A 21,764-nucleotide genomic window follows, 5' to 3' on the forward strand; every position below is an offset into this window, starting at 1 on the left:
GTCGTGGCGTGGGCCTTCTCGTTCGCGTGATCTGCCCCTGGTGGCGGGCCGTCCCGTCCGTCCCGTCCGTCCCGTCCCGCGACGGTGTCACTCGGGTGGGCGCTCGTCCGGCCATACGCCGATGTGGTCCGGCTCCAGTTCCAGTGCCACGCGGTCCCGCATGCCGAGCGCCCGGGTGTACTCGGCGGGGAGCTGGAGACGGCCGGCCCGGTCGAGCATCGCGTACTCGCGGGCCACGACCGCCTCCTGACCGGTCGCCGCGTCGACCTCCGTGCGGCGCAGGACCTCCGTGGAGGTGCGGCCGTCGCGGATGGCGACCGTGCGGCGCACCTCGGAGGCGACCGCCTGGTCGTGGGTGACGATCACGACGGTGGTGCCGAGGAGCTCGTTCGCGGTGCGGAACGCGGCGAAGATCTGCTCGGCGGTGTGGGAGTCGAGCTCGCCGGTGGGTTCGTCGGCGAGCAGGACGGCGGGGGCGTTGGCGAGGGCCACGGCGATCGCCGCGCGCTGCTGCTGACCTCCCGACATCTCGTACGGGCGGCGATCGCGGCAGTCGGCGACCTTCAGCAACTCCAGCAGCTCCAGGGCGCGTTCGGACCGCGCCCGGCGGCTCGCGCGGCCACCGGCCAGCTGCATCGGGAGGGTGACGTTCTGGGCCGCCGTCAGGTACGGCAGGAGGTTGCGGGACGTCTGCTGCCAGACGAAGCCGACGACCTCCCGCTGATAACGCAGGCGCTTCTTCGCCCCCATCGTGAGGAGATCACGGCCCGCGACGCGTGCCGCGCCCGCGGTGGGGGTGTCCAGGCCGGCCAGGATGTTCATCAGCGTCGACTTGCCGCTGCCCGACGCACCCACCAGCGCCATCAACTCGCCCTTCCGGACCAGCAGATCGAGCCCCTGGAGCGCCTGCACCTCCACACCGTCGGTGGAGAAGATCCGGACCAGACGGTCGCAGGTGATCAGGGCGTCGTGGCCGTAGGCGGGAAGGTCGCGGCGGGCGGCCGCGCGATCGGCGAGGTCGGCGAAGGAGGGGTCGGCGGGGTTCGCGGGGCCGGTGGCCTCCGTGGGGCGGGCGGTGGTCATGGCCGACTCCTGGTGACGCTGGTCGATCGGGGGCCCGAAGCGGTGCGTGAAGCGGTGCGTGAAGCGGTGCCGGGAGCGGCAACTGGAGCCCCCGGAGTGGCGCTCGGAGCAGTACCCGATGCGGTGGCCGGAGCAGCACCCGGAGCCGTGGCCGGAGCGGTCCCCGGAGCCCCACCGGGAGCAGTACCCGGGGCGGCGCTCGGAGCCGCACCCCGAGCGGTGGCAGGAGCGGTAACCGGAGGAGCACCCGATGCGGTACCCGGAGCGGCGCTCGGAGCGGTGGTCGTGTGTCGGTTCGAGGCGTGGGTGTGGGCGGGCGGAGCGTCGCCCGTCCCGGGGTGGGCGGTGAATCGGGCCGCCCGCGTGTCCGCGACCGCGACGGACGCCGGACCGCTCCGCGTCGGCTCATGCGCCACGGCGACGGACGTCGGACCGGTCCGCGTCGGCTCATGCGCCACGGTGACGGACGTCGGACCGGTCCGCGTCGGCTCATGCGCCACGGTGACGGACGTCGGACCGGTCCGCGTCGGCTCATGCGCCACCGTGACGGACGCCGGACCGCTCCGCGTCGGCTCAGAGGTGCTGCGCATCAGTTGTCCCGCCTCTCCCTATCAGGTGCTCCCCGTTCCGTCTCGTCACGCGTCCTCGGCTCCTCCGCATCGGTCGTCCCCGGCCTCTCCTCGTCCGTTGTCCCCCGCGCGCTCATCGGCTGTCCCCCGCCCTCAGCTCCCGGACCGAGCCGCGTCTCCCCGTCCACCACGCCTGCGCCGCCGCGATGCCCGTCGCGAGAGCCAGGACGGTGGCCGACGGCACGAGCAGCGAGAGCGTGTCCGTGCGGAGCCGGGCGGTCCCCGCGGGCGTGCTGTGGGCGGCGAGGGCGATGGCCGTCAGGTCGATGCCGGGGGACAGGAGGCGGATCGCCGCCCAGCCGGTGAGCGCGCCGCCGGCCGCCGCGAGCAGGGCCTGGGGAAGGGACTCCAGAACCAGCAGGCGGCGCCCCTGGGCACGGGTGAGACCCATCGTGCGCAGCCGGGCGAGGAGGGCGGTGCGTTCGGGGGCGGCGCGTACGAGGGCCAGCAGCAGTGCGAGAAGGGCGTAGCCGGCGCCCGCCGCGACCGCCGCCGTGTAGATCCGCTCGGCGCCGGCCTGCAGGGGTGAGTCGACGTACCGCGCCCGCGCCTCAGCCCGCAGCCGTACGTCCACGCCGGTGCCCGCCGCCTCGCGCAGCGCGCCCCCGTCGAGGTGGTCGCCGGTCACGAGCAGCGCGGTCGGGCGTGCGGCACGGGGGGTGAGGCCGCCCCGGTCCACGACCAGGAAGTCCAGGTCGGACACGGCGGGCGTCAGCTCCCGCACCGCCGCGATCCGCACGGTCACCTGACTGCCGTCCTCCATCAGCACGGGGACCGGGTCGGTGCCGTAGAGATCGGCGACCGCGGGGGAGGCGATGGCGGGAAGCACAGTGTCACCGGAGCCGGCAGTGGAGCCGGCAGTGGAGTCGGTTTCGGTGCCGGTGGAGGCGTCGGTGCCAGTGCCAGTGCCCGTGCCGCTGGAGGCGTCGGTGCCAGTGCCCGTGCCGGTGGAGGCGTCGGTGCCGGTGCTGGTCCCGCTCCTGCCCGAGCCGGACCGTGGTGCCCGCAAGCTCTCCTCCGGGAACCCTCCGAGTCCGACCTCCCGGGCCAGGCGTCCGTATGCCCCCGGCTCCACACCGACCACCGCCACCGTCTCGCCCGCCGTGCCCGACCACACTCCGGTCTGGGCCCGGTAGGCGACGCTCACCGGTGTGACCTCGCGCACGCCCGGTGTCCGGCGGACCCGGTCCGGGAGGGAGGCGGGCAGGGCGTGGGTCGCCTCGACGCGGGCGTCGGCTCCGGTGGCGAGAAGGGCCGCGTGGTCGCGGGCGTCGTGGACGCCCGCGAGGACCGAACCGCCGAAGGCCGCCGTGGTGAGAGCGGTGAGAAGCGCCAGCAGCGGCAGCGCCGTGGAGGTGGACGTGCGGCCCGCGCGGGCCAGCGAGAGATGGGCGACCGCTCCCCGCAGCCGCCCGGCGGGACGGGACAGGCGCCGCAGGGGCAACGGGTAGAGCCGCACCAGGACCAGCGCCGCGATGACCCCCACCAGCACCGGTGCCAGGGCGACCAGGTGATCCCCGGAGCCTCCGGCGGAATCCGTGGTGCCGGTTCCGCTGCGCCGCAGGGCCGCGACCGCCCCTGCCGCCAGTACCAGGAGGGTGAGTTCCGCGACCGTGCGGCGCCGTGAGGGACGTACGGACGTGATGTCCCCGCGCGCCCCGTGGACGCTCACCGCGCGGTGGGCGAGCGCGGCGCGTACCGGCAGGGCGGCGCAGGCCAGGGCCGTCACGGCGACCGCGGCGGCCACCGCGTGGCCGGCCCGGCCGTGCGGGACGGCGAGCAGGGCGGCGACGAGACCCAGGGCTCCGGCCGGGACGGCGACGACCGCCGTCTCGGCGAGCAGACGCCCGAAGACGCCGCGCAGCGAACCGCCGCGGGCACGCAGCAGGAGGAGTTCGGCGCGGCGGCGGTCCTCGGCGAGGCCGCTCGCCATGAGAAGCACGACGGCGGCGACCGTGCCCGTGCCGAACGCGGCCACGGCCACCAACGGGGCTATGCCGGAGCGCAGTTCGGTGAAGGACTTCAGGACGTCGTCCAGATCCGTCGTCGCGTCGGCCTGCGGGTCCACGCGTTCACGGACCCGCCCCAGGCCGGGGCCCGACTCCAGCGCGGCGATCGCGGAGGCCAGCCGGGGCACGTCGTGGGCGGCCGGAGCGGAAGTGTCGGGGGCCACCTGCCAGTACCGCTCGGGCCGTGCGAGCGTGCCGAGCAGGGCGGGCGCCGCGTCCGGCGGCAGCAGCAGGGCGCCGAGCCAGTACTTGTCCGCGTCGCCGCCCTGGTCGGGCAGCTGGACGAGGGACGGTTCGCGGAGCACCGGCTGGGCCGTCCAGTACGCGCCGCCGGGCTCGCGCGGTTCGACGACACCGGTGATCCGTACGGCCAGCGGCGCGCGTTCCACGGCGGGCACATGGATCACCGAACCCGCCTTGATGCGCAGGGTCCTGGCCGTCTCGGCGGTGACGGCGCCCTCCACCTCGGGCGTCGCCGCGGTCACCGTGCCCGTCGAGCGCGGAAGACGCCCGGAGACCGGCCGGGAGTGATCGCCGAGGCCGTTCTGCGCGACCAGCGCGATACGGGTGGGCAGCCCGGTCGGCCGCGGCAGCCAAGGGTCCAGCGCGGCCGTGGGGTTGGTGGTGAGCACCCCGTACGAGGACTGCTCGGGGTCGACGGCCAGGGGCTCGTCCACCGCGGCCAGCACGTCGGCGTACCCCTTGCGCAGGGCGGCCGCGCGCAGGGCCTTCTCCCGCTCCTCCTGCGGGAGTTCGACACCGGGCTGCGGGGCGAACAGGTGGATCGTGGTCCGCCGGGCCGAGGCGTCGTCGAGGACCCGGCGCAGCCCCGCGTCCTCGTACCGGTCGAGCGCGCGCGGGAAGGCGGCGGCGAGGCAGGCGGTGAGCGCGACGAGCAGGGCCAGGGCGAGGGCCGCCCCGGGCGCGGCGCGCAGCCGGGTGCGCACCCAGGGTGCCGCGACCCTCGTACGGCCCCCGCGGGCCGCCCTTCCCTCACCGGTCCCGGCCACGTCACTCACCTCCCAGCCGGCGCACCGAACTCGCCGCGTCCGGGCGGCGCAGCGCGAGGAACGCCGTGATGGCCAGCGGTGTCACGGCCACGGCCGCCAGCAGCACGGCGACGTGCGGAAGCGGGAGCCGGACCAGCACCCCGGGGACCGGACGGCCGGCCTCCGACGTCAGCACGATCAGCGGGACGACCGCCCGGGTGAGCAGCGTGCCGAGGGCGACCCCCACCACCAGGGCCAGGGCGACCAGGACGCCCTGCTCGGCGGCGATCAGACGGGCCAGCTGGCGGCGCGGGGCACCCAGCGCCCTGAGCACCGCGAACTCGGCGCCGCGCTCGCGCAGCGATCCGGCCGTGCTCACCGCGAAACCGACCGCGGCCAGCGCCGCGGCCACGACGGCCGCCGCGGCGAACGCGGCCTGCGGGCCCGCCCCGAACGGGTCGTCGCGCAGCCCTTCGGCGATCTCGTCGCGCACGACGACCTGCGAGGGATCGATGCCGGGCAGTGCCCGCAGAGCCGCCGCCACCCGTGCCGCGTCGCCGGGCGCGGAGTGCAGCCACCACTCGGTGGGCGCGACACTCAGTCCCTGGCGCGCTTGAAGCACCCGGTTCACGGACCGGAGATCGACCAGCAGCGCCCCGCCCCCGCCGTCGCTGTCCGAGGTGGTCGGCAGCGCCCGTACGGTGTCCACGATCCGTACCGGGACCTTGGTACCGGCGAACGGCACGTCGAGGCGCTGGCCCTTCCGCGCGCCCGCCGACTTCAGGAAGCGGTCGGTCGCGATCGCGCCGATCTGCGGAGCCGGTGGCCTGTGGACCTGCAGACGGACCGTCAGCGAGGTGATCTGCCAGCCGAGGTCGTGCGGGACGTAACCGGTGCCGTAGCGGACCGAGAGGTCCTTGTCCGAAGCCTGCGCCGTCTCCGGGGGTGCGGGACGGGTGGACGCGTCCGGTGACGCCGCCGTGCTGTTGGTCGCCGAGGTGGTGTCCCAGGCGGTCGGCAGCGGGAGCCGCCGCCGCGCTCCGCCGCCGTCGGTCACACTCAACTCCTCCACGTCGAGCCGGTGTTGCCGCGCCTTGTCGACGGGCTGGGTCATGTCGAGCTGGAGTCCGGTGAACTTCAGCGGGCCCGGCGGGAGTTCCAGCGACAGCGGGTGCCGTCTTCCGTCGCCGGGCAGTTCACCGATCCGTACGGTGTAGGGCGTCCCGAAGCCGTCCTCCAGCGTGACCGACACGTCCACGGTCGCCCCCTCCCCGGAACCGCGCAGCCGCATCGTCAGGCCGAGCCGCGTCGAGCCCTTCGGGATCTCGGTGCCCTCGGTCGCGTCCTTCGGGGCGAGCCCCGCCAGCAGCGGTTTCACCGGCCGCCGCCCGGCCAGATCGCCGCGCAGCAGGACCCCGTCCGCCGCGTGCGTCGTGTCCAGCGCGAGGACCGTCGCCGTACGGCTGCCGGACAGCGGCAGGGTCGTCCGCGCGGCGGGCGCCGCGCGGACGTCCCGGAGCGCCGTGTACGTGGCGGCCTGGCCCGGGCCGGCGTCGTCGCCGGCGGACACGCGCACGGACGTACCGGCCCGGAAGTCCGCCTGGTCGTCCTGCGAGCGGTCCCAGGAGGCGCCCTGACCGATGGCGAGCATCCCCATCGCCACGGCGAGCACCAGGAGCAGGACCGGTCCCGCGCCGCGCATCGGGCGGCGGCCGATCTGCCATCCCGCGAGGGCTGCGGGCAGCCCGCGGCCGCGCGCCGCCCGGTGCTCGGCGAGCCGGGCCACGGGGGGCAGCAGCCGCAGGGTGAGCACGGTTCCGGCGAGCAGCGCGAGGGCGGGCGCCGAGACCAGGAGCGGATCCACGCCGAGGGCGCCCCGGCCGGTGCCTGCGGCCCGGGAGGCGTCGCCGCTCAGGGCACCCGAGGTCTGCCGGTCCAGCTGCCAGTAGGCGACCGCGGCGATCACCAGCAGGCCGACGTCCGCGCCCGCGCGCACCGGGGCGGGCAGTGGACGCGCCCGTCCCGCCGGCCCGTTCCCGGAGGTGAGCGCCGGGACCGTCACGGCCAGCGCGCACCCCAGCGCCACCCCCGCCGAGACCAGCCACACCCCGCCGCGCCCGGCGGCGAAGTCGAGGTGCAGTCCGATCCGGGCCGGTGCGCCCAGTCCGGCGAGCAGCCGGGTCAGCGGCCCGGCGGCGAGGGGCGCGCAGAGGGCCGCGGGCACGGCCAGCAGCAGCGCCTCCAGGGCCGCGAGCCCGGCGATCCGGCCCCGTGAGGCGCCCCGCGCCCGCAGCACCCGTGTCTCGCCCGCCCGTTCGGCGCTCAGCAGCCGGGCGACCAGCAGCAGCGCGTAGCCGGCGAGCAGTGCCAGTTGCAGCGCGACGATCAGCAGGGTGGAGCGCGATACGAGCAGTGAGCGATCGACGCTGTCGAGGACTTCGGGGAGTGAGGTCGTCACGGCCGTGGCCCTGCTGAGGGCGGGGTCCTTGCGCAGCCCCGACTGGCCCGCACGGGCCGCGTCCCGCAGGGCACCGATCCCGCCGGGCGTCAGGGCGGAGAAGTCGGCCGACGCCAGCCACGCGGACTCCCCGGCGCTGACCCGGTCGCCGGTGAGGGTGCCGGGATCGGTGAGCAGGGGGCCGTACGTCGTGAAGTCGACCTTCCTGATCCCGCGTCCGCCCAGTTCGTCCAGCCGCCAGTAGGCCGCGGCGGGCCGGGCGGGCCGGTACAGGCCGGTGATCCGGACGCGCACCTTCGGACCGCCGAGCCGGTCGACGAGGGTGAGCCGCGCTCCCGGTCCCAGACCGAGCCGGTCGGCGGCCGTGGCGGGCAGGGCGACGTCGACGACAGAGCCGCCGGACCGCGCGGGCAGCCGCCCCGCGGTGATCCGGACCTGGGCGCGGTCGAGGGCGGCGAAGTGGGTGAGGTCCGGGTCCCCGGCCCGTTTCGCGGGTTCCTGGAGGGAGCGGGGGAGCGCGTACGGGCCCGAACGCACCAGGGTGCGCACGGCGACCGGGAAGCGGTCGAAGGTGCGCCGGGCCCCGGCGCGGACCGCGTCGTCGGCGGCCGCCCGCCGGTCCGACGGGACGTCGGCGCGGACGATCAGCGAGGTGCCGGCGGCGTTGGCGGGGTCCTGGAGCGCGTGGCGCAGTGAGGCGTCGCCGATGGCGCCCGAGTACGCGGTGAGCGTCGCGAGGACCGCCGTGGTCAGCAGGACGGTGAGCAGCGCGGCGGTCAGCAGCAGACGGTGTGCCCGCGCGCGCAGTAGGACGAACCCCGTCACCCGGCCCCCCGCCGTTCGTTCCGGATCTCGGACTCTCGCGGCGATGCTTTCAGAGGGGAGGGCCCGGGGGTAAGCGCTTGTAGGGCGGCCTTGACCGGATTGTGACCGGAATCCGGCGTCGCGCGACCGGAATGCGCGCGTCAGTGATCAGCCTGTTGCGTTCACCGTCGGACCGGCGATCAGCTCGCCGTGTTCACCATCGAAGCGGCCGCGTACGTCAGGTAGTTCCACAGGGTGTGCTCGTGCTCCTCGGAGAGGCCGAGCTCGTCGACGGCGGCGCGCATGTGCAGGAGCCAGGCGTCGTGCGCGGCCTGGTCGACCTTGAAGGGCGCGTGCCGCATCCGCAGCCGGGGGTGGCCGCGGTTCTCGCTGTACGTCGTCGGACCGCCCCAGTACTGGATCAGGAACAGGGTGAGGCGTTCCTCCGCCGGGCCCAGATCCTCCTCGGGATACATGGGCTTCAGCAGCGGGTCCCCGGCGACACCCTCGTAGAAACGGTGCACGAGGCGCCGGAAGGTCTCCTCGCCGCCGACCTGCTCGTAGAAGGTCTGCTCCTGAAGCGTGCCGCGCCGAATCTCTTTCACGTCCCCATGCTCTCAGACGGGGTGACCGAGGACTCAAGGCTTAGGACCACGCGCAGCGCGGGACGGACCCGCTCCGGATCGGCCGGGTCCGGCGCTCGCCTCGCGGCCCGTCCCGCAGCACAGTGGAGGTATGGGCGCGCACGCTCTCGACACCGACCCCGAGGACCTCGCCGACCTGGCGCGGGCGTCCCTGGTGCGCGAGATCGAGCGGAGCGGCGCCTGGGAGAGCGACCCGGTCTGGCGGGAGGCCTTCGAAGACGTCCCGCGCCACGTCTTCGTGCCCTACTACTACATCGGCGTCACCGGCGGCTTCGAGCGCGTGTGGGGCGAGGACCCGGACCCGCGGGCCAGGGACCGCTGGCTGCGCGGCGCGTACGCGGACGCCCCGCTGGCGACCCGGGTGCGGGACGGGGAACTGGTCTCCTCCAGCAGCCAGCCGTCGCTGATGGCGAAGATGCTGACCGAGCTGGCGGTACGGGACGGGGACGCCGTCCTGGAGATCGGCGCAGGGACCGGCTACAACGCGGCCCTGCTCGCCCACCGCCTGGGCGACGACCTGGTGACCACCATCGACCTCGACGTGGAGATCACCGAGGCCGCGCGACGGCATCTGGCCGTCGCCGGGTACCACCCGACCGTCGTCACCGGAGACGGCGCCCGCGGGGTGCCCGAGCGCGCTCCGTTCGACCGGATCATCGCGACCTGCACCCTGACGACGATCCCGCGCGCCTGGCTGCCCCAGTGCGGCCCGGGCGCCCGTATCCTCGCGCCGCTGGCCACCGGCCTGATCGCGCTGCGGGTGCGGGACGCCGAGCACGCCGAGGGACGCTTCCTGCACACGCCCGCCTTCTTCGTGCCGCTGCGCGGCGCCACTCGGTCCGAGCCGGAGCCGGCCCGGCTCGGCGGGGTGCCGCGCCGGGCCCGCGGGCACGACCTGTTCCGGTTCCTGGTGGCCCTGACGGCGGGCAGCCTGGACCCGCACGACGCCTACGCGCTGTGGGAGCGCGAGGGACAGCCGACGCGCGAGCGGTACGGGATCACGGTCGGCGAGGAGCGCGCCTGGGCCTGGCTGGACGACCCCGAGGGGCCGTACGCCTGGCCGCTGCCGTGAGCCCGCAGGGGGCCGGGGTCCGGTGCGCGGACCCCGGGAGCCCGCTCAGCCCCGGCGGATCGTGATCGTCGTCCAGGCGCCGACGTGCACCCGGTCCCCGTCCTGCAGCGGCACCGGCACGAACGGCTGGATGGGCTCCTCGCCGCCGTTGACCGTGGTGCCGTTCGTCGAGTTCTGGTCGACGACCGCCCAGGTGCTGTCCGGCTGCTGGACCAGGACCGCGTGCTGGTGCGAGACGCCCGGGTCCTCCGGGGGCACCGACAGGTCGATGTCCGGGGTGTCGCCGGTGGAATGCCGGCGGCGGCCGATGGTGATCTGGTTGCCGACGAGCCGGCGCTGCTGCTCCGGCGAGTACGCGGGCAGGTTCAGGCCCGCGGCCTCGGGCCCGGAGCGCTGCATCATCGCCATGAAGTACTCGCGGTCCGGCCCGATGGTCGCGCTCCAGGACAGCGGCTGCTGCTGTTGCTGCTGTTGCTGGTAGCCGGGCGGGGCCTGGGTGGGGCCGGGCTGCGGGTAGCCGTAGCCGGCGCCCTGACCCGGGCCGCCCTGACCGCCCGGGCCGCCGGGCGAACCGGACGACGGCGGGGGGATCACCCAGTCGTCGTCACCGCCGCCGAAGCCCGAGGGGCCGCCGGACTGCGGGCCGCCCTGCTGGGGCGGTCCGCCCTGCGTGAAGGGCGCGGCGGGCTGCTGGGTGTAGGCCTGCTGCGGGGCACCGGGGCCGCCGGGCGTGGGCCCGGGCGGCGGCGGGACCGGACGCGACGGGTCGCCGCCGAAGCCCGAGGGGCCGCCGTACGGCTGGGCGGGCGGGCCCGGCGGGATCGGTTCGGCGGGCCGGTTCATCTGCGAGGGCCGCGAGCTCTGGTACTCGAACGGGTCGTGACCGGGGCCACCGGCACCCGGACCGCCCGGCTGTCCCGGCCCCTGCTGCTGGAACCGCCCCGCGGGGTTCGGGCCACCGGGACCGCCCGGACCACCGGGGCCGCCGTACGGCGAGGGCCCGCCGGGACCGCCCGGCGTGGAGGCGGGCGGACGCGGTGCCGCCGGTGTGTACGACGTCGCGGTGTTGGTCAGGAAGTTCCACCGGCACTCCTCGCAGAACGGCGCCGCGCCCTCACGGGGCGTACGGCACTGCGGGCAGAGCTCCGGCTCGGATTCCGGCACGGCGGACAGGTGCGACCGGCCGCCGGGGCCGGGAGGCGGCGAACCGGGCGCCGGATAGCCGTAACCGGCGCCCTGCGGCGGCGGGGGAGGCAGCGGGGGCACGGCACCGGCCATGCGGTGACCGCAGACCTCGCACCAGTCGTCGGAACCCGACTGGTGTCCGTTCGGGCATGTCGGCATGTCGGTGCTTCCCCCTTTCCTTTTCCGGCCGTTGTGACCGGATTTCTCCGGTTCCCCGCGGGAACCGGGCTCGCTACTTCTTTACACGAACAGTCTTTGTGGACCGTGTCTCGAGGGTCATTTCGTCAGCCTCTTCGACCCTTGCCTTCAATCGCACAGTACCTGCCGCGGCGTCGACCACGTCCACCACCTTCGCGAGCAGTTTCGCAGTATCGGCGTTGCCGGAGGCGCTGGCGAGCTGAACGGCCCGTCCCAGCTTGGCCGTTGCTCCATCGACATCTCCCGATTTGCGGAGATCGAGACCCTGTTGGATGACTTGCGCGAGTTCGGCCTGACCTGTGTAGTGCGCGACCTGAGGGTTGATGGACGTCGAGGCGACCATGTCGTCGGTCCACACGGCCCGTACGAGCCCCTGCGCGCCGAGGTTCTGGGCGCTGCCGTCGCCCTGCGGGATCACCAGCGACACCCGGGCGGCGAGCATCTCCTGACCCAGTGCCGCCGTCGGGACCTGGACGCACACGTGGTAGTCGCGGGACTCGTCGCCCCAGGAGCCGGTCGGGTAGTCGCCCGCGCGAGGGCCGGCCTCGGTGCGACGGTCGGTCAACTCCTCTACCGTGGGCGCCACTTGCTTGACGAACTTGATCTCGGTGCCGACCGGCGTCCACAGCCGCAGGGCCACGTCGGCGACCTCCTTGCCCATGGCCGTCTCCATCATCTGCGTGAAGTCGGCGGAGAGGGCGGCAGGGTCGGCGACGATGTCGGCGGTGCCGAGCAGCGCCGAGGCGATCCCGGTGACCTCCTTGACCTCCCAGTCGGTGCCGACTCCACGCGCGTCACACGTGAAGCGCCCGGCACAGGAGTCCAGGGCGGCCTTCAGATCCTCGGGCGACTCGTGCTCGTTGCGGCCGTCGGTGAGCACGATGCCGTGCCGGATCGACACCTCGGCCGAGGACAGCAGCCGGTCGGCGAGCCGCAGCCAGGTGCCGATCGCCGTACCGCCGCCCGCGCTCAGCTTGCGCAGTGCCTGCTTGGCCTGGTCGCGGGTGGCCGTGCCAGCCACCGCGAGCCGTCCGCCCCCCGGATAGACCTCCTTGGCGACGTGCGTGCCGCCGATCACCGCGAAGTGGACTCCGTCGCGCAGGGTGTCGATCGCGGCGGCCGTCGCGTCGCGGGCGTTGCGCATCTTGGTCGGCGGGTAGTCCATCGAGCCCGAACAGTCGACCATGATCGCCACGGCGGCGTCCGGGCCCTGACCCGCCGTGTACAGGTGCGGCGCGCCGACCGCGCTTCCGATGGTGCCGCCGCCGGTCGAGCTCACCGTGACGATCGCGTTGACCTCGCGGCCGCCCTCCGGCAGGTACTCGTTCTGGTACACGTCGACCGAGAACTGCGGCACGTTCGACTTCGAGAAATTGGCCATGCCTTCTCTGTCCCCCTCGGGCCTCCGGCTCTGGCGGAGGTGATGACTGTGTGCGGACCGGTCCCCTCCGGTCCGCGGCCGCCCCCGTTCGTTCGCGGCCTCAGGCCGATCCTGCCCCCTGAGAGGGGGCGGGGAACGGCATGACGGCCACTGTTACGTTGTCGTGGCCCCCGCCGTCCAGGGCGTGGCCGACCAGGACCTGGGCGCTGTGCAGCGGCCTCTCGGCGGCGTCGAGGGGAACGACCTCGGCCATGTCCTCCGCCGCCTCCGCGTAGTTCCACAGGCCGTCGGTGCACACCACGACCACACCGGGCCGGTCCGGCTTGAACGAGACGGTGTGAGGCTCCAGTTCGTAGGCGTCGGCGCCGAGCCAGCCGGTGATCGCGTGGGCGCGCTCGTCGGCGTACGCCTCGGCCTCGTTCATCAGACCCGCGGCGACCATCTGGGCGGCCCACGAGTCGTCCTCGGTGAGCCGGGCGGGCAGCGAGGAGCGGTCGACGGGAACCCAGTAGACGCGGCTGTCGCCGACCCAGCCGACGATCAGCAGGGTGGGCGTGACGACGGCGCCGACGATGGTGCAGGCGGGCGCGTTCACGTGCGGGGCGTGGTCGCCCTGCGCGGTGGACGGGTCGGCCAGCGCGTTGACGGCCTCCGCCGCCGCGACGATCGCCTCGTGCATGGCCTGCTGCGGATGCGTGCCCAGCGGAAGAGCGGCCAGGAGCGACTCGTTCGCCGCACGGGACGCGGCGAGCGAGGCCTCGTCCGGGCGGGTCGCGGAGGAGACCCCGTCGCAGACGATCGCGACGACCGCGGGGGAACCGTCGGGCAGCGCGGTCGAGGAGATCGCGAAGGCGTCCTCGTTGCGGTGGTGGCGCAGACCCCGGTCGCTGACCGCGGCGACCGCGCCCAACTCCTGTTCCATGTGATCCCGTTCCCGTGGCTGCGCGTGCCCGCAGTTCTCGCAGTAGCCGTCCATGTCGACATGCCCCTCACGGCAGGCCACACACAGCTTGGCACCCGCGGGGGGCGCGGGGAGATCGCCGGTCCGGGGATCGGCGGGGATCTCGGGGTCCGGGCCCTCGGCCGGACGGCCCTCGGCGGGACGGCCCTCCGCCGTCCTCGCCTCGCCGGCCGGTGGAGCGAGCGGGTACTCGTCGGGCTCCGACGGCCGGTCGAACCGTACGCCCGACGGCTGCCCGCCGGACCGCTTGGGGACGGACGGCCGGACGCCCGCCGGATCCCCGTGCGGGTGCTCCGGACGGGGGAGTTCGGAACCACCCGAATCGGTGCCATGGATGTCGGTGGCGCGGTGCACGGGCGCGGGCAGGTCGGAGCTGTCGACCTCCGGCGCGACGGGCCAGTCCACGGACGGGCCGGCGGGCGGAGGACCCGCCGGGGTGCCGTTCATGGCGATCGTGGGGTGGTCCGGCGGCGGTGCGGGCACCGCCGACAGGTCGTAGCCGCACGCACCGCAGAAACGGTCAGCCGCCTCCAGCGGCTCCTCGCAACTGGGGCACCGCGAAAGGGCCGTCGGCTGGGGCATCTGGGACATCAATCACACCCACGTCCGGGGGCGGTAACGGTTGGCACGTTCCACCAGGTCGATCCTCTCCTCGCCGCCCCGCGCGAGCCGGGCCAGCGTGCGGTACGAACGTTCGAGGCCGAAGCGGAGGCCGCGCTCGTCCAACGCGCTGCCGAGCAGCGCGGGTCCGCCTCCGGAGGCCGGAGCGGAACCCTGGCTACCGGAGAGTACCCAGTCCAGCGCACAGCCGAGGACCTCCGTCGACAACTGCTCGCGCCGCACCGCGTCCAGGCCGAATCCGTCCAGGGCCTCGACCTGCCCGGCGGCCGCCGTCAGATCGTCCAGGAACGGCGGAGCGGCCGCCTCCGCCGCCGGCCGCTGCCGCAGCCGCGCCCGTACGGCCGCGACCCGCGCCGCCGTGTAGTGGATCGACGACTCCGGTACGGACTCCAGGGTCTGTACGGCGCCACGGCGGTCCCCCGCCGCGAGCTGCACCCGGGCCAGCCCGAACGCGGCGCTCACATAGCTGGGGTCGGTCGTCCACACCAGGCGGTAGTACTCGGAGGCGTTGTCCAGCTGGCCGAGCACCTCGGCGCACAGACCGAGCGCCAGCTTGGGCGCGGGCTCGCCGGGGAACGCGTCGTAGATCGCGTCGAAGGACAGCGCCGCGATCTCGTTCTGTCCGGTCGCCAGCGCCGTGACACCGCGGTACCAGACGACCCGCCAGTCGTCCGGGTGATCCGCCTCCAGCGCCTCGACGGCCCCGCCCGCACCGGCCAGTTCGCCCATCTCCAGCCGGGCGCGCAGCTCCCGCAGCCGCAGCTCCGGCGAACCGGCCGGCGCCGAGTGCAGCGCGGCGATCAGCTCCGCGGGAGCGGACGCGATGAGTCCCGCGAGGAATCCCGCGTTCGGGTCCGAGGGGTCCACCCGCGGAATGGGCAGCGCGAGTGCGGTGACCGCCGCCTGGACGGGCTTGACCAGGGCGGTGGCGGAGGCCGGAGCCGCGGTCGGCGGCAGAGCCCCGTTCGTCCCGGCGGGCGGCCGGGGAGCGCCCTTCCTCCCCCGTCCGGGGACCACGCGGGCCCCCAGCCGCGACACGTCCGCGGTCGCCTTCCCGAACAACTCCGTGTCCGTGACCTTGGTCTCCGGTCCGAACAGCGTCGACAGAGCCGGCCGCGCCCGCCCCGTCTGCAGGGAGACCACCTCGCGCAGCACACCGGTCAGCTGCTCGGACATCTCCTGCGCGGAGGCGAAACGGCGGGCCGGGTCCGGGTCGGTGGCCCGCACCAGGAGCCGGTAGAAGGACTCGTACCGGCGGAAGACCTCGATGTTGTCCGGGTCGGGCAGAGAGTCCACGAAGACGTTCGTGTAGCCCTGGAAGTCGAAGGTGAGGACGGCGAGCGTACGGGCGACGGTGTAGAGATCGGAGGCGACCGACGGTCCTGCCTCGGCCACCTCGGGGGCCTGGTAGCCCACCGTGCCGTAGATGGCCGACTCGTCGTCGTCCATCCTGCGCACCGCGCCCATGTCGATCAGCTTGAGCTGGTCCTCGGTCTGGATCGCGTTGTCGACCTTGAAGTCGCAGTACAGCAGGTTGCGGCTGTGCAGATGACCGAGGGCCTCCAGAGCCTCGATGCCGTAGGCGCAGGCCTGCTCCACCGGCAGCGGGTCGCGCTTGCCGTCCGCCGTACGGCGTCCGTTGGCGATCTCCTTCAGCGACTTGCCGCCGACGTACTCCATGACGATGTACCCGTCCAGCGAACCCGTCCGCTGGTCCAGGTGCTCGACGAAGTTGTAGATCCGCACGATGTTGGCGTGCTCGATCTCCGCGAGGAAGCGCCGCTCGGAGATCGCGGCCGCCATCGCGTCCTGGTCGCCCGTGTCGAGCAGACCCTTCAGGACCACCCAGCGGTCGGACACCGCGCGGTCGACGGCGAGGTAGACCCAGCCGAGCCCGCCGTGCGCCAGACAGCCCACCACCTCGTACTGGCCGTGCACGATGTCACCGGTGTGCAGCTTCGGCACGAACGAATACGGGTGGCCGCACTTCGTGCAGAACCCCTCCGTGCGGCCGGGCCGGTCACCGCGCGAACGCCCGACCGGGGCACCGCAGTCGGAGCGCGAACAGAACCGTTTGCGCTCGGGCACCTCCGGGTTCTCCAGCACCATCTCGCGCGGAGCGGGCCGCGGCACGTCCGGGACCTGGACGAGCCCCGCACCGAGCCGCCCCCGGCCGGAGGACGACGTCGTCGAACCGGAGCTGCGCACCGACACCGAACGGCCCGTCGAACTGCCCGACAGCGACCGCGACAGCCGGCCGGAGACCGAGCGCCGCGACTGCGAGGAGCGCGACGACGTACGCGAACTGGCACGTGAACTGCTGCGCGCACTGCTGCTGTTGGAGCCACGCGAACCCTTGCCGCCCGCCGTCATGCCGGTCGGCGGCGAATTCAGCGTGCCCTTCGACGACACGACCGGGGCGAGCCCGCACGTGTCGCAGTACAGCTCGCCGCCGCCCATGTCCTCGTACGACCCCTCGCAACCGGGCCGCTGACACTTCCGCTCTTCACTCACAGCCTGCTCACTCACGCCGCATCCCCTTCAACGCTCACGCGTCGGGCCCCCTCCGGTCCGCACGGTCATGAGGCCCGCCCTGCTCGGGCACCCGCGGGCTCAGCAGCTCGGCGGCCGCCCGCTGGTAGCGCAGCACCGCCTCCTCCGCCACCCGCAGATCGCAGGGAGCGCTCCACAGCATGCGCCGGGCCGCGTCGTAGCGCTCCACCAGGAACGGGTCCTCGGCGAGGCCGTGCCGGGCGACCTTCGCCTTGTACGCGTCGAGACGGCCGCGCAGCTCCGCACGGACCGCCAACGGCTGGGTGACCGCCGACAACGACTCACGGGCGCGCAGCAGTTCGTCCTCCGCCTTCTCCTCCAACGCCTCCAGGAGCGGCGACAGACGGTGCCACTGCGCGTGCCTGCGGTACTCCGCGGCCGCCGCCAGCTGCTCCTGCAACACCGTCGGCGGACCGCTGACGGCCGGCACCTCGGACGCGGCGATCTTGGCGAGCACCTCGCCGCGGGCACTCCTCGCCTCGGCGAGCGTGCGGTCCGCGCGGCTGAGCACGTCCCGCAGCTTCACCAGCCGCGCCTCCGCGTCCTGCCGCACGGTGAGCACCGCGTCGATCTCCCGGCGCACCTCTTCCAGGGCGCGCGCCTCACGGTCGTACACCGTGGTGTCCGGGCGTCCGCCGCCCGGGGCCGAACTCCCCTGCGCGGGAACCCAGAAGGCCAGCGGGTCGGAGACGACGCGCTCGCGCAGGGTGGTCAGCGTCCGGGTGATCCGCTCCAGGTCGTCGCCGGAGGGGTGCTCGCCGGGGCGCACACCCACGGAGTGCGCGAGTGTGCGGGTGCGCTGGAGCTCCGCGGCCAGTAAATCTATCCGGGCGGGCAGCGCCGACCACACGGCGTCCGCGGTGACCACCATGTCGAGCGAGGACGCGTACAGCTCGTTCATCCGGTCCACCAGGGCGGCCAGCGAGAACCGCTCGCTGAGCTTGCCGGTGCCGGCCAGGGTCGGCGCGTTCGCGGTGGCCGTGGTGGAACCGGCGACCGTGATGCCCGCACCGCGCAGCAGCTCGGTCAGCTCGACCAGGTCCTCACGGCTGGACCAGCGTCTGCGGGAACGGATCTCGCGCGCGGAGCGCAGCGCGTCCGTGTACGCGTCGAAGTACGCCCACAGCAGGGTGATCGAGGCCTCCGCGGAGGTCCAGCGCTCCTTGGTGGTGCCGGTGAGTTCGGCGCCTTCCAGGAGTCTGCGGCCCGCGTGGTCCTGCAGGGCGAGGAGCGAGGTCTCGATCGCCTCGTACTCCGCGCCGAGACGCGCCAGCGCACGGTCCGCCTCGTCCCGGTCCATCACCGGCCCGGAGGGTCCCGTGACGCCCATCGATCACCTCTCGTTCTCGTGCGTTGCCCGCGCGCTCGATGTGCGCGTCCGGGCAACTCTCCAGTGGTATCAGGTCGGTCACTTGTACCGGGCGGGGGGCGGGATCTCCGAGGGGGAGTTCGCCCCGAGGGTCGGAGCGAGCCACTTGTCGTACGACTTCCGCCAGCCGTCCTCGCGGTAGTCCGCGAGGATCCGGTTGACCCGGCGTACCAGATCGTCGGTGCCCAGTTTCATCGCCACGCCGTAGTACTCGGTGGTGAAGGGCGGGCCCTTGAGCTCGACCGTGGGGTCCTGGGCGGCCTGGCTCGCGGCGAGCGCGCCGTCGGTCACCACCGCGTCGGCCTCGCCCAGCTGGAGGCGCACCAGACAGTCGAGCTGGTTGGGCACGGGAGGGGCGATGACGGCGGAGGAGACGAGCTTGCGCGCGTCCCGGTCCGCCGTGAGCCGCTCGTACGCGGTGGAGGTCTTCGCCGAGCAGATCCTCTTCTTGGCGAGGGTCTCGTCGTACCCCTTGATGTCGGACTTCGTCGGGGCCAGCACCTGCTGGCCGGTCTTGAAGTAGGGCGCGGAGAATGCGACCTGCTGGAGACGGTCACAGGTGATCGTCATGGTGCGCACCACCATGTCGACCTTGCCGCGCTGGATCGCGGGGATGCGCTGGCTGGTCGGGACGGCCCGGAACTGGACGGCGTTCTCGTCGCCCAGGATGTCCTTGGCGATCGCGTGGACCAGGTCGATGTCGAAGCCCTCCAGGTCGCTGCCGGCCTTCGGGTTGTTCGGGTCGCGGTAGCCCCAGTGGTAGCTGTTCTGGTCGACGCCGACGATCAGCCGCCGGTCCTTGCGGTTCTTGATGGCCTCGATCGTCGCCCCGTCCGCGCCCGAGGGGGCGGGACTCCGGTCCTGCGGGTCGGTGCACTGGGCCGCCCTGGCCTGGGTACCCCGGGCGACGCCCTGCCCGCCGATGCCGGTGCTTCCGTTCCCGTGCGCGTCGCCGAGCGGGAGCGTCAGGGCGAGGACCAGGGCCATCACGCAGGCCACGGCCATCGCGCCCACGCCGCCCCAGCCCTTCAGGCGTGTCCTCAGGCGTCGTGCGGTCATCGCCGCTCCCCCTCTCACCGGTACTCCGAAAGCCTGCGTCCGATGCCGAGCACCGCGCCCGCGGCGGCCAGCACGGCGAGGACCGCCGCACCGGCCGGGAGCCCGGTCATGGCGCCCAGTCCGTCGCTCGCCGCCCGCTGGAACTCGCTCTCCTCATGCGTCAGCGCGAGCCTCAGGTTCTGGTCCACGCCGTCGAAGCACTGGCCCGTGGGCTTTTTGTCGGCAGTGCCGATGACCCGGTCCAGGGCGAGCTGGTACTTGCCGTCGTTGTCGGCCTTGCGGGCGTCCTTGTGGCGCAGCTTCCATTCCTCCATGTTGGACGTCGCGGCCAGTACGGGCTTCGTGCCCGACTGGTCGTCCGCGAGGTCCGCCGCCTCCGCGAGGCGCGTGGTGAGCGCCTTCATGTCCTGTTCGAAGTCGTAGTCGTACAGGTCCACGGACGTCTTGTCGGCCAGGGTCTTGGTCTCGGCGCCCCGGCTGACCAGGGTGAGGTTCTCGTTGCCGCGGGCCTTCAGGGACGCGATCTGGGCGTTGTGCAGCACGTTCAGGGAGCGGACCCCGTGGTCGTAGGACTCGCTCAGCCCGGCTCGGGCGACGCTGTGCCCGACGACGAGCCACAGCAGCACGACCACGGACGCCGCGGTGGCGGCGGCCATGCCCTGGTTCAACACCCGGTTCGTACGGTGGTAGTTGCGCCGCTGGGCCCACACGAGGCCGCCGAGCGCGACGACACCCAGGGCGATCGCGGCCCACGGATAGGGCTTCGCGTCGGCGTAGTCGGCGCTCAGCCGCTGGTTCTCCCGCTGGTAGAGGTTCTCGGCCTTCGGGAGCATCTCGCGCTGCATCTTCTCGTTCGCGTACCGCAGATACGCGCCGCCCAGCGGATAGCCCTGCCGGTTGTTCGCGCGGGCCCGCTCGACCAGGCCCTTGTACTCGGGCAGCAGCTTGTTCAGCTGGGAGATGGTCTCGGCCGAAGGGGAGCCCGGCTCCGAGCTGTTGGCGGCGGTGATCAGCTTCGCGGCCGCCCTCCTGATGTCCCCCTCGTAGCGGTTGCGGGAGTCATTCGTCTCCTGACCGCCCGCCAGGAAGCCGCTGGAGGCGGTGGTGTTGGCGTCGGCGAGGGAGCGGTAGATGTCCGCCGCGCTGGCGCTCAGCGGCTGGCTGCTGTGCAGCACGTTGTCCGCGGCGTCCGAACGCTCCGTCATCTGCCAGGCGGTGACCGCGCCGAACGCGACGACCAGCAGGGCGAGGACGGCGCCGATGATCCGCAGCCGCCCCGGCTCCGTCGTCGCCGCGGCCCGCAGCCGGTCCACACCCTCCGCCCACGCCGTACGCCGCGGCGCCGTGCCGGGGGACGGGGAGAGGCCCTGCGGGGCACCGAACTCGGTCTGTGGCACGACGGATCCGCCCGGCGGCACGGGAGGCCCGGCCTGCGAAGGCACGGCAGGCATCGTCGGCGCGCCCCGCCCCGGTGGCGCCGCGTTGCCCTTCGGCGGGTGTGTCACTGTTGACCTCCCCCATGGTCATCCGGTCGGTCACGCTCGCCGCGGGCGCGGGAAGCGCGGCCGGCCGGCGTACGTGCACGGCGGCAAGTATCGCCGCCGGGACCGGCATCCGCACAGGCCTTGCCTGGATCTTGTTCGGATCACGGCGCAGCACGATTCCCCCGCGCCACCCCCCTTCCCATGAACACGTGTTCCTGTTCTGTTTGGTTCCCGCCCCTCGCGGCAGGTCATGAAGGGTCCGGGGCCTCCGCGCACCCGCGTCGGCCCCCCGCGTCCCGCATGCCTCATCGACCCCGTTCGTAGAACGCCCGCACCCGCGCGTGGATCTCGTCCCCGGCCCGGACACGGTCCAGGCCCAGGAGCGCCGCCCCCAGCACCGGAGGGACCGTGACCACCCGGGGGACCGCCTTGGGCGCGCGGGCGGCCAGGAGTTCGTGGATGCGGTCGTCGAGCTGGGGATGGCGGGCGGCGAGGATGCTGCCGCCGAGGAGGACCGGGGTCTCCTCGGTGAGGAGACCGAGGCGGGTCAGGGCCACGGTCGCCATCGCGACCACCTCGTCCGCGAGCCGGTCGACGAGTCCGCGGGCCACCGGATCGCCGTCCACCGCCGTGGCGAACAGGACCGGGGTGAGCTCGTGGCGCCGCGCGTTGCCGATGTGCTCCAGGTGGAGCGCCTCGATGAGCGCGTACATGGAGTCCAGGCCGAAGTGCGCGGGCAGGGTGCGGGCCAGGGCGGTCGGTCCGCCCCGGCCGTCCTCGGCCCGCGCCGCGTGCCACAGGGCCTCCTCCGCCAGCCCCCAGCCGCCGCCCCAGTCGCCGGAGATACGGCCGATGGCGGGGAAGCGGGCGGTGCGGCCGTCGGGCCGCATGCCGACGCAGTTGATGCCGGCCCCGCAGACGACGGCGACGCCGCGCGGTTCGGCGATCCCGGCCCGCAGGATCGCGAAGGTGTCGTTGCGCACCTCCACCTCCGCGCCCCAGGCGCGCGCGTGCAGCGCGGCCGCCAACTGCTTCTCCTCCACGGGCAGATCGGCGTTGGCGAGGCAGGCGGAGACATGGTCGACCGAGGTGACGCCCGCCTCGGCGAAGGCCCGCCGGACGGCGTCGGCGACCGCGTCGACCGCCGCCTCCACGCCGACCGCCGGCGGCCGGAACCCGCCCCCGCGCGCGGTGCCGGTCACCCGGCCGTCCGCGGCCACCACGGCGACGTCGGTCTTGCTGTTCCCCGCGTCGATGGCCAGCAC

The 21,764-nt window shown here is 74.0% G+C and carries 13 protein-coding genes; 1 reads left to right on the plus strand and 12 read right to left on the minus strand.

The window, feature by feature from the left end; translation table 11 throughout:
- Positions 1 to 87: 87 nt before the first annotated feature.
- From OOK38_RS19140 to OOK38_RS19155, 4 genes are all read right to left on the minus strand, one after another.
- Positions 88 to 1,083: an ABC transporter ATP-binding protein gene (locus OOK38_RS19140; protein ID WP_266758851.1), complete on the minus strand. Its 996-nt coding sequence runs from the start codon at positions 1,081 to 1,083 to the stop codon at positions 88 to 90.
- 702 nt (positions 1,084 to 1,785) lie between these two features.
- A complete protein-coding gene (locus OOK38_RS19145; RefSeq protein ID WP_266758849.1) occupies positions 1,786 to 4,731 on the minus strand; it encodes an FtsX-like permease family protein in 2,946 nt (981 codons plus the stop codon).
- Between the two features lies 1 nt (position 4,732).
- On the minus strand, positions 4,733 to 7,993 hold the full coding sequence (locus OOK38_RS19150; RefSeq protein ID WP_266758848.1) for an ABC transporter permease: 3,261 nt from the start codon (positions 7,991 to 7,993) through the stop codon (positions 4,733 to 4,735).
- 179 nt (positions 7,994 to 8,172) lie between these two features.
- Positions 8,173 to 8,577 carry a globin gene (locus OOK38_RS19155; protein WP_266758847.1) on the minus strand — a complete coding sequence of 135 codons (405 nt, stop codon included), beginning with the start codon at positions 8,575 to 8,577 and terminating at the stop codon, positions 8,173 to 8,175.
- Between the two features lie 130 nt (positions 8,578 to 8,707).
- On the opposite strand from OOK38_RS19155, the gene OOK38_RS19160 reads away from it, so the two are divergent.
- Complete coding sequence (locus tag OOK38_RS19160) at positions 8,708 to 9,688, plus strand: methyltransferase domain-containing protein (RefSeq protein ID WP_266758846.1); 981 nt, start codon at positions 8,708 to 8,710, stop codon at positions 9,686 to 9,688.
- Between the two features lie 45 nt (positions 9,689 to 9,733).
- Here OOK38_RS19160 and OOK38_RS19165 read toward each other — a convergent pair whose 3' ends face one another.
- The 8 genes from OOK38_RS19165 to OOK38_RS19200 all read right to left on the minus strand — a co-directional run bounded on the left by OOK38_RS19165 (position 9,734) and on the right by OOK38_RS19200 (position 21,764).
- The gene (locus tag OOK38_RS19165; RefSeq protein ID WP_266758844.1) at positions 9,734 to 11,032 is read right to left on the minus strand and encodes an FHA domain-containing protein; all 1,299 of its coding nucleotides are present in this window, start codon (positions 11,030 to 11,032) and stop codon (positions 9,734 to 9,736) included.
- A gap of 73 nt (positions 11,033 to 11,105) precedes the next feature.
- Positions 11,106 to 12,452, minus strand: a complete 1,347-nt coding sequence (locus tag OOK38_RS19170; RefSeq protein ID WP_266758842.1) for a VWA domain-containing protein — start codon at positions 12,450 to 12,452, stop codon at positions 11,106 to 11,108.
- 100 nt (positions 12,453 to 12,552) lie between these two features.
- A complete protein-coding gene (locus OOK38_RS19175) occupies positions 12,553 to 14,007 on the minus strand; it encodes a PP2C family serine/threonine-protein phosphatase (RefSeq protein WP_266758840.1) in 1,455 nt (484 codons plus the stop codon).
- Positions 14,008 to 16,494: a serine/threonine-protein kinase gene (locus OOK38_RS19180; RefSeq protein ID WP_266765689.1), complete on the minus strand. Its 2,487-nt coding sequence runs from the start codon at positions 16,492 to 16,494 to the stop codon at positions 14,008 to 14,010.
- Positions 16,495 to 16,582: 88 nt separating this feature from the next.
- The gene (locus OOK38_RS19185; protein ID WP_266758838.1) at positions 16,583 to 17,917 is read right to left on the minus strand and encodes a hypothetical protein; all 1,335 of its coding nucleotides are present in this window, start codon (positions 17,915 to 17,917) and stop codon (positions 16,583 to 16,585) included.
- Positions 17,918 to 17,995: 78 nt separating this feature from the next.
- Complete coding sequence (locus OOK38_RS19190; protein ID WP_266758836.1) at positions 17,996 to 19,015, minus strand: glutamate ABC transporter substrate-binding protein; 1,020 nt, start codon at positions 19,013 to 19,015, stop codon at positions 17,996 to 17,998.
- Between the two features lie 14 nt (positions 19,016 to 19,029).
- Positions 19,030 to 20,520 (minus strand): hypothetical protein, encoded by a 1,491-nt coding sequence (locus tag OOK38_RS19195; protein WP_266758834.1) that lies wholly within the window; start codon positions 20,518 to 20,520, stop codon positions 19,030 to 19,032.
- 284 nt (positions 20,521 to 20,804) lie between these two features.
- Entirely contained in the window at positions 20,805 to 21,764 is a 960-nt protein-coding gene (locus tag OOK38_RS19200) for an N-acetylglucosamine kinase (RefSeq protein ID WP_266765688.1), read from the minus strand.

The organism is Streptomyces sp. NBC_00568 (genome assembly GCF_026341855.1).
Taxonomy (GTDB): domain Bacteria; phylum Actinomycetota; class Actinomycetes; order Streptomycetales; family Streptomycetaceae; genus Streptomyces.

Coding starts and splice junctions, on each gene's coding strand:
- OOK38_RS19140 (WP_266758851.1), bottom strand. CDS start 1,083: ATGACCACCGCCCGCCCCACGGAGGCCACCGGCCCCGCGAACCCCGCC.
- OOK38_RS19160 (WP_266758846.1), top strand. CDS start 8,708: ATGGGCGCGCACGCTCTCGACACCGACCCCGAGGACCTCGCCGACCTG.
- OOK38_RS19165 (WP_266758844.1), bottom strand. CDS start 11,032: ATGCCGACATGCCCGAACGGACACCAGTCGGGTTCCGACGACTGGTGC.
- OOK38_RS19170 (WP_266758842.1), bottom strand. CDS start 12,452: ATGGCCAATTTCTCGAAGTCGAACGTGCCGCAGTTCTCGGTCGACGTG.
- OOK38_RS19180 (WP_266765689.1), bottom strand. CDS start 16,494: ATGGGCGGCGGCGAGCTGTACTGCGACACGTGCGGGCTCGCCCCGGTC.
- OOK38_RS19185 (WP_266758838.1), bottom strand. CDS start 17,917: ATGGGCGTCACGGGACCCTCCGGGCCGGTGATGGACCGGGACGAGGCG.
- OOK38_RS19190 (WP_266758836.1), bottom strand. CDS start 19,015: ATGACCGCACGACGCCTGAGGACACGCCTGAAGGGCTGGGGCGGCGTG.